Annotated in this window: 11 protein-coding genes; 2 read left to right on the top strand and 9 right to left on the bottom strand. The window is 52.7% G+C overall.

The window, feature by feature from the left end; translation table 11 throughout:
* Positions 1–44: 44 nt before the first annotated feature.
* A complete protein-coding gene (locus DU505_RS19490) occupies positions 45–2117 on the top strand; it encodes a diguanylate cyclase (protein ID WP_114480630.1) in 2073 nt (690 codons plus the stop codon).
* A gap of 266 nt (positions 2118–2383) precedes the next feature.
* Positions 2384–4126 carry an NAD(P)-binding protein gene (locus tag DU505_RS19485; protein ID WP_114480629.1) on the top strand — a complete coding sequence of 581 codons (1743 nt, stop codon included), beginning with the start codon at positions 2384–2386 and terminating at the stop codon, positions 4124–4126.
* Here DU505_RS19485 and DU505_RS19480 read toward each other — a convergent pair.
* The 9 genes from DU505_RS19480 to DU505_RS22430 form a co-directional block, all read right to left on the bottom strand.
* A complete protein-coding gene (locus DU505_RS19480) occupies positions 4049–7252 on the bottom strand; it encodes an ATP-binding protein (protein WP_181872879.1) in 3204 nt (1067 codons plus the stop codon). The two genes, DU505_RS19485 and DU505_RS19480, sit on opposite strands and share 78 nt — an antisense overlap.
* Before the next feature lie 491 nt (positions 7253–7743).
* Positions 7744–7923: a hypothetical protein gene (locus DU505_RS22450; RefSeq protein ID WP_147273112.1), complete on the bottom strand. Its 180-nt coding sequence runs from the start codon at positions 7921–7923 to the stop codon at positions 7744–7746.
* Between the two features lie 80 nt (positions 7924–8003).
* Entirely contained in the window at positions 8004–10118 is a 2115-nt protein-coding gene (locus tag DU505_RS19470; protein ID WP_114480626.1) for a DEAD/DEAH box helicase, read from the bottom strand.
* On the bottom strand, positions 10109–10966 hold the full coding sequence (locus DU505_RS19465) for a HamA C-terminal domain-containing protein (protein WP_245948090.1): 858 nt from the start codon (positions 10964–10966) through the stop codon (positions 10109–10111). Before DU505_RS19465 ends, DU505_RS19470 begins: the two co-directional genes overlap by 10 nt.
* 105 nt (positions 10967–11071) lie before the next feature.
* Positions 11072–11968: a hypothetical protein gene (locus tag DU505_RS22445; protein ID WP_147273111.1), complete on the bottom strand. Its 897-nt coding sequence runs from the start codon at positions 11966–11968 to the stop codon at positions 11072–11074.
* Between the two features lie 585 nt (positions 11969–12553).
* The gene (locus tag DU505_RS23190) at positions 12554–12868 is read right to left on the bottom strand and encodes a DUF7946 domain-containing protein (protein WP_479688580.1); all 315 of its coding nucleotides are present in this window, start codon (positions 12866–12868) and stop codon (positions 12554–12556) included.
* A gap of 119 nt (positions 12869–12987) precedes the next feature.
* Positions 12988–13638: a hypothetical protein gene (locus DU505_RS22440; RefSeq protein ID WP_147273110.1), complete on the bottom strand. Its 651-nt coding sequence runs from the start codon at positions 13636–13638 to the stop codon at positions 12988–12990.
* A 128-nt stretch (positions 13639–13766) separates the two neighbouring features.
* Positions 13767–14381 (bottom strand): hypothetical protein, encoded by a 615-nt coding sequence (locus tag DU505_RS22435; RefSeq protein WP_147273109.1) that lies wholly within the window; start codon positions 14379–14381, stop codon positions 13767–13769.
* A gap of 94 nt (positions 14382–14475) precedes the next feature.
* Entirely contained in the window at positions 14476–15153 is a 678-nt protein-coding gene (locus tag DU505_RS22430) for a hypothetical protein (RefSeq protein ID WP_147273108.1), read from the bottom strand.
* Between the last annotated feature and the right edge of the window lie 34 nt (positions 15154–15187).

The following is a 15187-nucleotide window of genomic DNA, read 5'->3' as shown; positions in this document are numbered from 1 at the left end:
CTAAAAAGAACGCAGCCGGTCATGAGCCCGCCTGGGAATAGCATGTGCTAAAATCCAAGCTCTTTCTCAAGACGTATGCTGGCATTATCGCCTGTGTGATGGTGTTCGCCGCAGTCAGCTACTTGTCGTCTGTACCCTGGCTTCGAGATCTCCTCGAACACCAGGAGGAGCGCACCGGCAGGGTAGTCCTCGACAACGTTTACGAACTTGCCTCCAGCGCGCAACAAGAAATCCTGGCGTGGCAGGAATCAGCCTTGCGCATGCGCCGCCACGACCTACGCAATCTTCTCCAACTCGTAGAGACGGGCACCGGTCGCCTGGAAGCGCAAAACGGTGCCCAACACGTTAATGCCGAGACGGCAACGGCAATACTGCTAGAGAGCATTCGCCTTGCTGTAGACGAGCAGGGTAACAGTGGGATCGACTACATAGAGGAGGAGGTTGCTGCGCGCAAGGTCATCTTGACCGAGCGCCTGCGCCGCCACTTGCACGAAACCCGCATCGCCGATTCAGGCTACCTGTTCGTATTCGATGGCGGACATGAGATGGTCATCCACCCCAACCCGAACATCGAGGGTGTCAACGTCCGTGAATTGCTGAACCCGATCAGCAATCGCTCGCTCTCGAGCGAACTGATGGCGGCAGCGGATACGCCGGGCGATCGGGTCGTCTACAAGTGGGACAAGCCGAGCGATCCGGGAAATTATATCTACGACAAGGTGTCCTGGGTCCGCTATCTCCCCGCATTCGACTGGTACATCGCCTCCTCGGTCTACCGCGATGAGCTACAGCGTACCGGCGACCAACTGACCGCGAGAATACTGGCCATCCACGGCCTGATTCTGATCGTTACGTTGATCGGTGCCTACTTCTTTCTGCGCCGAATCATCACGCCGATCTGCCGGCTCGCCGAAACCGCAACCCGAGTCGGCGACGGCGACCTCTCAGCCAGTACGACCATCGATCGCAACGACGAAATCGGCATCCTCGCCAAGGCCTTCAATGCAATGGTCGCCCGTCTCCGTGACCAGTTTCACAATATGGAGCACCGCGTAGCGGAGCGTACCACCGAGCTGGCCCAAACGGTCCGGAACCTGGAGGACCGCAGCCGAGAGAACGCCGAACTCACCAGCATGAGCGAACGTCTCCTGTCCTGCTCCACCGAAAAGCAGGTATTCGCTGCCGTGACCCAAACATGCAAGGCCCTTTTTCCGCATGATGCGGGGCGGGCCTATCTGGTGGACTCGGACGACCAGCTGCAGCTGGCAGCCCAGTGGGGCAACAACGCTCACCTCGTCCCAGAAGGACCCGCCCCGTCGTGCACGGCGACTCGATTCGGCAAGGTTCAACGCCATGTGCCTGCTACCGAAGCTTCCCGATGCCATCAATATCACGACGAAGGGGTGGCGAGCTTATGCATACCACTGCAGACGGAAGACGCCATGATCGGAATCATCGAATTGATCCCGACCATCGAGCGCGGGGAAGACGTAAGCCAGGTGCTCGACAACCGTCAGCCGCTGATGACGACGGTCGTCGAGCATGCCGCCCTCACCGTCAGCAACCTGCGGCTCCGCGAGCGACTCCGTCAACAGTCCATCAAGGACTCGCTGACCGGCTTGTTCAATCGCAGGCGGCTGGAGGAGGCACTCGCCAGCGAGATTTCCCGAGTCAAACGGTATGGCGGCCAAGTCGGCATTGTCATGCTGGACGTTGACCACTTCAAACGTATCAACGACTGCTACGGCCACGATATCGGCGATAAAGTTCTAAGCAACGTGGGCGATCTTCTCGGACGTACTGTTCGCCGCGAGGACATCGCCTGCCGCTACGGCGGCGAGGAATTCACGCTGATAATCCCCGAAGCCGACACTAAAGGCCTGCGCGCCCTGGCCGAGCTGGTACGCAGCCGCATCGAGGCGATGGACCTGCCCGAACTGGCCGAGAAAGTCACCGTTTCCGCCGGCACCGCTCTATACCCCACACACGGCCAGGACGTGCATAGCTTGCTCAAAGTAGCCGACATCGCACTTTATGAAGCCAAGCAAACGGGCCGAAATCGGATCATCGATGCTGATGAAGTGCTGCCGGAGCTGTCGCCAAAAGAATCGAGCTGATAGGCAGGAACCAGCTGAAAGGCAGGGTGCAGGCCAGGCTCTTATCGGTCGCAGAGTGAGGTCATGCTGACGCGCGGCCACATCGAACCTGGTTTCACCTTGGATAGGCTTATCCCCTGCTGGTACCACGCGTTCCAGCTGCAGGGCGCGTCGAAGCGAGTGACAGTACGCAACGGATCACTTCGGTATCAGCTGATGTTACCCCCTTGGTCGCGACGCGCGCTTGGTTGATCCTTGAGGCAATCGTCACCTCAGGGAGCACCATCATGGACCATGCACCGCTACGGATCGCCATCATCGGCGGCGGCGTCTCCGGCCTCTCGCTGGCCTATTATCTGCAAAGTTTCGGCGGGCAAAAGTTTGGCAGCGAGGCCGCCCAACAGCTCGAGGTCACCATCTTCGAGCGCAAGGCCACCCTGGGCGGCAACGCCGAGACGGTGTGGGTCGACCTGGGCTGTCGGCGCCATCCGGGAAAGCCCGACTCGCCCTACCGCCGCTGGGCCGACCTGGGGGTCAATGACGTCAACCTGGCCACCTACCACCGCCTGCGCACGATCCTCGGCGAGATCGGCGAGCTGGAGCGCATGAAGCCCCTGGAGAATACCGAGAGTTATTTCAGCCGTGACGGGAGCATCGCCCTGACCGACGACAGGGACCTGTTCCGTGGCGTCAGCGACCCGGCCCATGAGTTGAGCAAGGTCGATGGAGGCCGGCTGGCGTTGCTGATCCCTGTGGTACACCAAAGCGCCATCGCCCTGGTGGAAGAACGCCGCGTTACGCCGCGCTATACGTTGGATGACTTCTTCGATGCCTGTATCGCCGCCCCCGCCGAGATGCTGGCAGCGGCAGCGGAGAGGTTGAGAGTTCCCATCGACTGGCAGGACCCTGAGCTGCCGGCCCGGCTGGAGCGTATCCGCCAGACCATCTACTACCCCCGCATCTCGGCCATGTACTTCGCCGACGATCGCGGCCCGGGCGGTATGCCGCTCCAGGCCCCCTTCGAGTATTACCGCATTCAGGAGGGTGGCTCGCCCCCGGACCGCCGCTACTTCGAGCACGGCGCCCAGCACTGGCTGGAGGCCCTGGCCGCGCATATCACCAACCCGAATACGCCGGGCCCCCGCGTCCAGATCCTGCGCGGCATCGAAGTGGAAGCCAGCCTCTCGACCCAGGGCGTGACACTGACGGAGCGTGATCCCGGCGAACGCCGCTGGGAGGCCGACCTGCTGTTCATGGCCACCCATGCCGAAGACGCCCTGCCGCTGCTGACGTTCGGCGACGGCCTGAGCAATACCCAGCGGGAGCTGCAGCATATCCTCGGCAAGGTTCGCTACACCCGCAGCTACAGCGTCTGTCACACCTCCGCCGCCCGCCTACCGCCCGATCGCAACCTGTGGCGCACCTACAATAGCGAGGTGCGCAACCCCGAGGACACCCTCTTCCCCTACCGTATCGACTACGTGGCGAACCGCCACCAGAACGATGCCGAGAACCCCGCCTACAATCAGGCAGGGCTCCCGCAGTACTTCGTCTCCCTGGTGGATGACCTCAACCGGATTCCCCGCAGCGAGATGCTCGAGCGGCAGTCCTCCCCCCTGGACGCGCCCGCAGCGCTGGCTGCCACCGCGCCCGGCGAGGCAGGCTACCGCGACCGGCTGCCGCCGATGGACGCCGCCCTGGAAGCCAAGGCCTGGACCCTGTTCAAGCACAATGTGCTGGATGCCAACTGCCTGGAGGCGCAAGCGGAGATCGAGCGCTACAACCAGACCACGGCCCGACGGCACTTCGAGGGCCACCAGGACAGTTGCTCGCTGCTGTTCGCCGGCGGCTGGACTCGCGGTGCCGGGCTGCAGGAGCAGTGCCTGGAGCAGTCAGCGCATCTCGTCACGCTGTTGCTGACGGCACCGGAGCGTAGGGTCAATCCCCTGCGGCTAGCGCCGACTGGCAGCCAGACGAGGCAGCGTCATCGCCAGGCCAGCGGCTTCGCCACGGTGCCAGCACGCTCGTAAGGCTTCCAGGGTGCTCTCGTCGTCGCTCTCCTTTTCCTGCACGTGGCCGTTCTCCAGCCAGTCGGCGTGAGCCTCGATCAGGGCCCGGTGGTGCTCGCCCCAGGCACAGGGCTCCGCCCCCATCAGTTGGGTCAGTCGCTGGGCATAGTGGCGCGCCGCATCGGGGCGCTGGTCGAGCAGGCTGACCTCCGCCGCGGTGACCAGGAAGCGATAGCCGTTGTGGCCCACGCAGCCGGCATCCAATATCGCTTCGCCCTGCTGCAACGTCGCCAAGCGTGTCTCAAGATCGTCTTCCAGCAGCGCCCGGGTGCCCAGCACCCAAGGGCCGATAAAGGCCTTCAGCGCATGCTGTTCCACCAACTGCCAGGCGCGCTCGATGCTGGCTCGCGCCTCGTCCAGCCGCCCGGTGATCAGCTCGACCCGGGCCCGGCTCTCCAGCAGGAAGGCCTCGAAGCGACCCGAGCCCAGGCCGCGAGCTACCGCAAGCGCCTGCTCGATCTGCTCGTCCGCCGCCTGGGGGTCACCCTGGGAGATCAGAATCCATCCCGCCGTGAGCCGCGCCACCACCTCGGCACGTCGATTGCCGACCCGCTTGCCCAGCTCGGCGGCATCGAAACAGTCGGCGAGCGCCGCCTCGGTCTCGTTGGCATAGATACGCGCCGTACCCAGCATGAACAGGTTGGACGCCTCCAGGTCGGCGTGGCCATGGGTTCGGCAGAGCGTCACGCAGTGGTCGAACAGCTCGAGGGTGCTGCGCATCTGCCCCTCGGCATAGTGCGCATCGCCAAGCCCGCTCAGGGCCTGGATCTCGGTGCGCACGTCGCCGCCACGGCGGGCCTGCTCCAGGGCGCGGGTGTGATAGGCCCGGCTGGTGGCGAAATCACCGCGGGGGAAATAGAGATTGCCCTTGAGATAGAGCGCCTCGGCCAGGGGCAAGGGGTCCTCCAGCGCCTCGGCCAGGGGCAGCAGGCCATCGAGTATCGCTTCCTCCGCCTCCAGCGCATCGAGCATGTTCAGCACCCGGGCCAGCCACAGGTCTGCGCTGATGCGCTGCCCCTCCTCCTGGGCGAACGCTCGGGCCGCCTCGAAGTGCTCCCGCGCCGCCTGGATCTGCCCGGTGGCCATCGCCACCTGGCCCTGCAGCAGCATCAGCCGGTACTCATCCTTCGGCGCATAATCGATGGAGCGACACTGCTTCAGCAGCGCCAGGGCTTCCTCGTGCCGGTAGCGGGCCATTTCCGCCGCCACCGCCTGCAGGAACGCACTCGGCGCCTCCAGCGAGCGCGCCCGGTGAAGGTGGCGCGCCCGCAGCCCCGGTTCCGCCTCGCCGTAGAGTTCGGCCAGGCGCAGGTGCAGGCGGTCGCGCTGTATCTTGGGAATGCCTTCGTAGATGCCTTGCAGGATCAGGTCGTGCACGAAGCGGTAACTGCCCTCTTCCAGCGGGCGAACCAGGCTGTAGCGCTGGGGCAGTTCGGGCTGGTAATCGGCCTGACCCAGCACCTCCTGCAGCGAGGCCAGGGAGAAGCGCTGCCCCATCACGGCGGCGATGCACATGGCCCGACGATCCAGGTCGGTGAGCTGGTCCAGCTTGGTCTGTACTAGATTAGCGAGGCTGGCCGGCAAGCTGCGGTGAGGGTGGAACAGCAGCAGTTGGGTCAGGAACAGCGGGTTGCCCTGGGCCTGGGTCACGCAGCGAGCGGCGTGTTCGGCGGGCACCGTGCCGAAGCTGGCCACCAGGGCCTCGGCCTCCTGGGCGCGCAGCGGCGGCAGCTCGATCAGCGTGAGCGGCAGCTCGGGCAGCTGTGGCCGCAGGCGGGTCTCCAGCGGGTCCTGCTCCAGGCGCGAGGTGAACAGCCAGATCACCGGCGCATCCTGGGTCTCCTGCAGCAGCCCGGTGAGGGTGGCCAGCAGCGCCTCGTCGGCCCAGTGCAGGTCCTCCACCACCAGCAGTTGGGGGCGATGGATGCAGCGCGCCAGGAGCACGTCGCGCAGCGCCTGTACCAAGCGCTGGCTGCGGGTCGCGGGGGTCATGGCCGCATAGAGCGACTGCGCCTCCTCCGGCTGGGCCAACCCCAGCAGCGGACGCAGCAGCATGGCATGATCCGTCGGCAGGCGTAGCGCTGACAGGCGGGCGAGCAGTTGCGCCTCGGCTAGAACCTCCCCCTGCCCCTCTCCCTTCATCTCGCCTTTCGCATCTCCCTTCATCTCACCCTGCGCCTCGCCGGCCGTTTGCAGCAGCGAGCGCGTGAGCTGCATCAGCGGGCCTTCATCGGCGCGGGTACCGAAGTCCAGCACCTCGGCCTGGTGATGATCGGCGTGGGCCGCGGCCATTTCGGCAAACTCGGCGCTGAGGCGCGTCTTGCCGATGCCGGCCACGCCGCGGATATAGACCAGATGGCCGGCCTGGTAGGCCCGGGTACTCTCCAGGATGGCTTGCAGCTGCCCCAGCTCCACCCGGCGCCCCACCAAATCGAAGCGGGCCTCGTGCGCCTCGCCCCGGGGATGGCGATAGCGCAGCCACTCCCCGCCTTCATCGTCGAAAACGAAGCGCTCAGCCAACTGCACCGCCACCCCACGCTCGACCCAGACACCGCTCGAATCCTTCGCAATCACAGGAGGCTCAGCCGACGGCCAGTGGCCGGCCTGAAGATGAACGCTACTCGCCACGCCCTGCTCCACCAGGGTGGCGGCGCACAACAGACCACGCTGAGCGTCGCTACGGTAAGCCCGGGGCAGCCCGAACAGGGCTGTGCCACCTTCCGCCAGGCTACCGCCGAAATGCTGAACACAGCTCGCCAGGGCCGACTGGTCGGCCGCCACGGCATGCAACTGGATCAGCACGCGGGCGCTCTCCATCTCCTTGATGTCGGAAGCGACAACGGCAGCCTCCTCGGCCTCCGCCGACAGTGCCTCTACCTCGACGCCGTAGATCTCGGCCAGATGGCGCGCGGTACGATAGAGCACCGCCTTGCCACTCTCCGCCCGCTTGATGGAAGCGATGGAGACACACAAACGCCGATCAAAACAGTACTCGGCCAGCGCCTCCTGACTCAGGCCCAGCCGCTTGCGATGCTGCTTCAAGCGCTCACGATCCAGCCGCAAGCGCCCGTCTTGGGGGATTATCACTGTTCGGTTCCTTTGCCGGGTGTGGGCCATATGTCAGGCGAATACCATCACTGTACAGCTGGTTATATGTCGACACCCTCTGGCAGAGCATTTACACGAACAAGCTTTTTTTCACTTGAATTCCAGGCAATTAAATATGGTTGCATACGACTTGGGTTATCAGATATTAATTTAGACACAGCTCCGCCATTTCCATTTACAAATTCAGCCATGGATTTGATATACGCACATGTTGGCTCTTCGAACTCCTCATGACTCCAACCCGTTACATACAGAAACTTAACACGTTCATTATTCACACCAAAACAATAAATAGCCAATATCAAAGAATATTTCGTACCTGGCGATTTTTTCTCAAATGATGTAACTATTAGCGACCGATACTTTGCATCTTTTCCAAAGTATTTTTTATACACATCCAAAAGTGCATTTTTAAAATGCGGATAGCAGTCTTCCGCCGCCTTGTCCCCGAGCTTCTTGACGAAAGCTCCTCAAAATACCAACGCTATGGAGGTGAAGCCTAGCAAAAGCAATGACGCCTGCGGCCCTCTCCTTGGAATCTCATGGAATTCTGCATCTTGACCAAAAGAAGCAATAGCGGCTTTCAATTGGTCGGCAGCTTCGCCGTCGATATCTTCTTCTACCGCAACATTCAAGAGTTCTTTATTCACTACTACTCCCTGGCATATAACGCCTTGCTCACCGGAAAATTGCGAGCGCAGCGAGTAATTTTTCCCCGTGCAGCAATTTGTTAAATGCCCACTTGTGCTCGTATCACAAATCTTCGATCGACCTCAGATAAACCATAGGAATCACCGATATTTTTTAATGCAATAAGCGCCTTATCTAAGTCACCTTCATGAGATAGTGCTGATTCAAATTTAGAAGAAACTTCGATTGGCAAACCATATTCCTCCAAGGCAACCAGGGAAGGATCGAAAAAATAGTTCTCGACCATGATGGAGTAGGCACTATAGTCACAAAATTTATTAGCTCCTCTTGCCCTTTGGACGCTATTCACAATCGACTCTATTGCTCTTAATAACCGAGGGAAATGAAAGTTTGCCCAAAGCCGCCTAAAATCCAATATTCTACTAATAATGATATCGACTTTTTCGTCAGGTTTGTAAGCTAGCGCCTCTTCAATTAACTGACTTATTGGCTTTCTCATGGATAATTCACTTATCTTAAAAGCAAGTTGAGAGGCAGAGAATACGCTTCTATTGCCGACCCTGGCCCCATCAAATATATCCCAAATTAGGCTGCACATGAATTTAAGCTGGTCGTAACTAGGATACCCTTTCCAAAGAAGTTGATTAATCCAAACTTCATAATTTTTGTCCAGTAAAATCGCGAAATCAATTTGCAGGGCAGGCTCAACCGTCTTGTTACCGCGAATTGTTTTAAGATCTAAATAATTCTGCTCGGTAATTGACTTTATCCTATCTCTCGACTGCTGAGTAAGATCCTTTTCATCCATATTTACTAGTAGTGATTCTGGTGCATCTGCCCCCTGAGAATATATAGGGATATCTACAAATGGCAGTTGTTCAGTTGGCGGAGCAGCTAATAGATATACATTCCCTATAAAGTGCTTAAACATCCGACCACTTCGGCCAGCTATATTATTAAAAGTAAAGAAGTTAATATTTGTTCTATTTATTTTATTGTCATAGCATACGATGTTTTTTGTGGCCGTATTTACCCCTTCAATCAAGGTAGATGTACATACTAAGAACTTTATCTTTCCGGTATTAAAAAGATCTACTATGTACTGAGATACGCTGCGTGGAATTCTCGCGTGATGTATCCCAACACCACATCTCAGAGCATTTGTTAAAACCCAGTCCGCATGGTAATTTTCAGATATCCAATCTGCAAGGTTTAGTGCTTCCTCCTCCCCTTCAAAATGTATATTGCTTGCCATTAACTCTGCGGCTGAATTTGCTCTAGCTGGTGAACTACAGAAAACGATCGTTTGGCCATCAATTGATTCGCATAACTCGGATAAAACATCCTCCTTTTCAGTTGAGGTGAGGTCATGAAATTCGGTAACAACGGTACTAAAGCTAAACTTAATAAACTCAAATCTAACATTCTCTATAAAGTCGCCAGCCACGCCTTGAATATTAGGGCCCAACATATAAAAGTGAGAACATTTTTTATAAAGCCTATAAAAAGCTTCATTCAGCAATGAGCATCTATTTCCACCATCAGCCCAAGGACTTAGCTTGTAAAATTCGTCAATAACAAAAAAATCAACCTTGTCAATGAAATCTTCTTCTAGGACACGCTCTTGAGTTAAAACAAAAATATTTTTTTCGCCTTTAGACTGAAGTGAGTGTGTTACAATTTTGAATTCAGGACTAAACTTAGATAATCTTCGACGCGTCTCATCTATTAAGGATATTGTAGGAACGACAATTACAATATTTGAAAATCTTTCACTAGCTATAAGTGCATCTATGATTAAACTCTTCCCGAAGCTTGTGGGCGCGCTTAGCACGACACTCTGACCACCAATAATCTTGTAATAAACTTCTGCCTGCGGGCCATGGAAATATATATCTTCTTTTCCAATTGAAATCCTGTGCGCCTCGGCTGCCAACATATCACGTATATTTAGGCTTTCCATCTTTAAGTAAGGGAAAAGGCCAAGCTCCCTTGCCAAGGAATCAATAACTACTTTGGAATCGCCAAAATATTCATATTTATCCATCGCTCTCAAAATATATTCTTGCGCCTTTGATATAGACTGAGAATCTGAATTGTTGTAGATATTCGCTAATGATTTGGCAATCGAAAAGGATTCCCTTTCGATAACACTTGAATCTTTTAGCTTTTCGATCAGAAGACTTAGCTCCATAATTGTAACTCTCCATGCAGCTTGCTCTGAAGATCTTCTTTTGACCTAAGCGGCAGCAATATTAGACTTACATTTATGCACTCAGGGATCTCTTTTTCTACAAACTTATCAAAATTCTGTCGAATTTCCTTTTCAAACTCAACCTCGAATGCCTTAGTTATCTTTTTATGACCATTGATTGTTTTGCTATCATAAGTTAGAAGAACAGGGATCGCCACAGAGTCAAAAACATCGTCTAGTGAAGCATTTTCATCAAGTAGCTTCTTTAACCTTTCGGAGTGAGGCCACGTCTCATCAATCTTGTTTGTAATGGCAACAAACTCGTCACGAAGATAGTCCCTTTCTGTATGCTCATGGAGTTCTTTTACAACATCTCTTATTGCAGATGTTATTTCTTTATAAAATTTGACCTCTCCAATCCAAAGCTCTAGCTCATCGTCTTTGGAAACAACATGCACACAATCAAAACCTTTAACAGTGTCATTTCGAGAATCTTTGTAGTGCATTTTACAAATCGCTGGTATTGTACCGTACACCTGCCTCAGAATCATATGAAGGAAAAGCTCTCCAAACTCTCCTCGACTCTTAAACTTCTCAGTTTTATAAAGCGCTTTAGCGGCTTTTCTTAAAAGCTTCACTGCGTTGTGAGCTCCTAACGAAACACATTCGCTATACTTTAAGGAAAACTCTGGTAGCCATTCCATTGCATGCTCAATCAACTGATCTTCTCGCCATTCTCCATTTTCATAACCGGCACACATAGCGACAAGCCATGGTTCAGCTTCAAAGTCTGACACTCTGACCTTCAAAAATGGAGCAGGATGCTTCATTGCTTCGTCATCTGACATCTACTATTCCTTTTCATGGTCAGCGATACATCTTTTAGCATTTAACGCCGCGCTCTGCGGCAAATTTGGAGCGCTGCGGAAAATTTGTCAGACAGCAGCGCTTTGTTAGGCTTCATCGGACTCAGAGCACTCAGGAAGCTGTCTTATATCTCTGAGCAAATAGAACCAATTGAGGTTTGAAGCCTTGTCTCTTTCTAACTTAATGTCCCTAGCTCCAAAGTAAGCACCCACAGGGTTTAGAAATGGAATATTTGGTATATTCGCCCAAAGAGACTCTGCCACCACTTTTTTAACATTTGGTCGATACTTTTCAATTATTTCTTCTGTTGCTCGCTGTTCATGCTTGATCAACTCAGAACGAGCCGCATTTATGTCACCGTTCGAAGATTGACTTACTTCTTTCAGCCGGTTTCTAAGCTGGTCAAATTTTCCTTCTCGCTTCAGATTTATAACCTCACTCCAAGGGACAGCCTTCATTTCGGGCACTGATAATGAAAACAATTCAAAGGTATCCGGTGCAGATGATTGATTGCTGGAATAGAATGAAGTAGCAGAACTCATCGCTAGCTTTTCATCATCATTTGCTTGAAGCATGCAAGGCAAATCTGTATTTATCACCTGCCACAGATTTACTGCATCGGTGGCAACACGAGCGCGACCCTCTGCGTGCTCATCTGATAGGCCATCTAAGCCCCATTCAGCTTCTATTTTTTTCAAAAGAGCATTGTGCGCATATTGCTCGGCATTTTCCGGTTCTGGGTAAGTGTATTGTTCCCAGCTTTTACCCCATCTTGGATACCCGCGGCCTAGTTGCTTCTCATAGTACTCTTTCATATCAACATTGGTACGAGAGCGAAGTGGAACTATTAAATCAGTTAAGTCGTGAAGCAGTTTCTTAGGCAACTCCTCGCCCAACAATAGATTTGAGAACCATCTTGATTCGTCATAGGTGCCAATATCTTCGAACAGAATTTCGTCATACCAGAGAAAGCACAATTTCATCTGATCTCGTCGAAATTGTTCGTCTATTGAGGTGCAGGTACTTATGAGTGTTCGATACTTATCCATACTCTATTGAGCCTAACGCTTTGGCTTTTCGGCGCACCGGAGCGCTAGCGCAGGTGCGTCCGGCAACAGCCGCTTGTTACGTTTTAAATCGGTGACTTACTCACCTCTTTGACTATGTACCTTTTAATTACATCAGTTGGAGTGACAACTGCGTCCGCACTCAAATACAGAAGTCCTTCATTGCCGCGGTTATTTTCATGCTGTGACCACGTGATCAGTTCTCGCTGGGACTCAGGACTTTTTAGGCTGGTGTTAAACGAAATCGTCCTGCCTTCGATCCTGTCAAAAATCGACCCCAGCCAGTTATATTGTTGTATTTAGTTACATTTCCAACGATCTGGTGCGGTGCAGGTATCGTTTGTGGAAGCAGGTATAGAGCCGTATCCGAATCAAACGTCGCAAGCTTTTCTCCACGTGGACGAGTTACGTCCATAATCATTACCGGCTCTTTCCGAATAGGCCGATGCATATCGGATAAGGGCGACTCAAGAATAGCGGGCAATTCATCTATTGTCGGTTCTATAGCTTAGCTAATTGGGCGTACATATCATCAGGTTGCGAGGTCTCACCCACCGCTTCATTGAAGGAATATTTAACAAAATCATAGAAAACACCCCCTGATATTGCCCCTGAGACCCAAATAATAGCCTCATAAGTGAAGCTGCCTCTTTTAGGGGTGTTGATATAGAACTCCGCACCGTGTGCGGCATCTCCATGCGACCTGACTTCACCGTTCAGATACGCATGCGTAACTATAGAAGTTGCTCTAGCCACCCCTGTCAGCGCAACAGAAGCATTGTATAATGCCCAACCGACCGGTATCGGCTGTACCATTTTGGTATCGAAATTTAACCTTTAGCTCAGCCAAAACTCACCCTCTTTTGTATTAATTCCAGAGCATGCGCAAAACGTAACGCTGGCAACACCGGATAATTTGGAGCGTCAGCGTAAAATTAGTCCGAGTGATTGCCCTTGTTAGATTCAGAAAATGACAAGGGATCTTGTAATTCATTAGCAAGCTTAGCAACTTCTGCTACTAGCTCAGATAGTTCAGAAAAAGAAATATTGCAATTATGGCTAGATATACCACTATTTGTTAGCCAGATTGGAATCGTACTGGTTTCTGTCCAATGACCACCGAAAATGCTTCCGCCGCAATGTTTTATTTCATTCTGTATCTCGTAAGCTCCCTCTTCCTCTGAGCCCTCACCTTTTACAAAAAGCTTCTTGTTATCGTTTAGCTTAACAATCAGATCAAAAGCGACCGCCCAATTAAGAAAAACTGTCTCCCATATTGAAATAGCCTTATAGTACCTGCTCACTCTAGGGTTTCGTGCATCGTTGCCCTCAAGATAGCCCAATGTGACATCTCTAGCTTCATGGTATAAGCGAAACAAAACCTCTGCTCGAAATATATAGTTTTGAACATACTGCTTTACTGGCGGATTAAACGATGTGCGTAAGGCATTATTTAGGAAGTGATTTGTTAGCCAGTATTCTGCCTGGTCGTAGTCACTACGCAAATCGGGGATATGGGCTTCTGTGAAATCACTTATACCCGGAGCAATATGTTTTTCTAGTATTTCAGAGTTCCAACTGACCATGATTTATTTCTCGTAAGAATCTAACGCCGGGCTTAGCCGCCGGAGGCTATTGGCGGCTTTTTTTCTGCGAACCGCAAAAAGTTGACAATGGCCGGAGGTCGGTTGCAGCCCCTTGTTATCTCATTTTCCTATAAAACAGAAAATATTCTATTAAAGTTGTCTCTAATTGTTTCGGATTGCTCTTCCGAGCGTAACTCATTTATGTATGAGCTAAAGTCTTGACGAATTCTGTTCAATAGAAGGCGAGAATTAATTTTAATAATTTCAGCATTATTGCTAAAACTCATAACATTATCGTATTCAGAGCTAAAAACAACTCCGCCTTTCACCATTCCATTATGGAAAAGTCCACACCTAGACTTAGAATACAATTTTTCCAGATCTCTCTTATGAAATTGATCTGGATATAAGCGTTCTAATGATTCCACAAAACAATCTTTACTTCTTCGATTACTGTCTATTCCTGTTTTATATTGTTCCACCCCTTCAAGATAAGACATACAAACCATCAGGACAATAAACGCGTTTTGAAAGCTGTCTTCATCAAGAAGCTTTAAAGCGGGCTCTAAAAACCAACCAGTTACCTCGCGCTCATATATGGTAATTTTGTCATCCACATTGGTCGGATCTAACCTATTTTGATCATTAAGTTGGTCTATTGCGACCGGGGAATCATTTTCGTAAAGTCCCAATATACCGGGAGCGATATAGATCTCATGATCTCTCTGTATTTGCTTAGGCATAGAATTCTTCCCTAGAGATAACGCCGCCCAGCACGCGCGGTTACGGAATGGAGGCGCAGCCGCAATGCAGTAACCGTCGCCGTGACTGGCATAGTTATATTTTTCCACCCGCATATAGAGATGCCCAAACTGCGGCCCCACCTAGTATCAATATTGCGACCCTCTCAACTACTTTTATAGCTTTGGCTCTGAAATCACTGCGATACCTAAAGTCGCTCATCATTAGTCTTTTCCTGTACAAGAAATGTAGCAAGCTATTGGCTGAATGCTGGCTTGTGCAGGAACAATACTTAAAGAACACTCTAAAATGACGCTTCACATCGGCAACCGATATGGATGCCGGCTCTATATACTTTCCGATTATGATTTCTTTCTCGTCTATTTCCCCGGCATCCGATTTATAAGGTGCGACGAAAACCAGTACCTGACCAGAAGGGCCTTGGGAATACCATAACTGGGCATTAGTTTCAGAGGCAATTTTCAGGTTGCTCTTTTTTTGATCAACCAGTGAAACCCCAAGAAGTCGATGGCCCGTAAAAATATGGGTCGAATTTATATGCTGAGACGATAATAAACCAGATGACCGAATTGGCTCGTCGTCACGTGCGCTCCTGATGAAAAGGCCACCAAACTGATTCAGCGTTGACGTATGTTCTGAGTGCGCATCGAAGACCTGCCGTATTCTTTCATCAAGCGACTTCCACATGACGCGCCTGACAAACGCCATTGAGTCGGCTCTAGCCATTTTTTCGGCGTATTTGTCTACTGACACACTATGCTTCCTTCGAAATATAACAGGTATTGGA

Source organism: Billgrantia montanilacus (assembly GCF_003336675.1).
GTDB lineage: Bacteria > Pseudomonadota > Gammaproteobacteria > Pseudomonadales > Halomonadaceae > Halomonas > Halomonas montanilacus.
The sequence above is the reverse complement of the archived record's forward strand: the minus strand, read 5'-3'. Positions and strand labels throughout refer to the sequence as shown.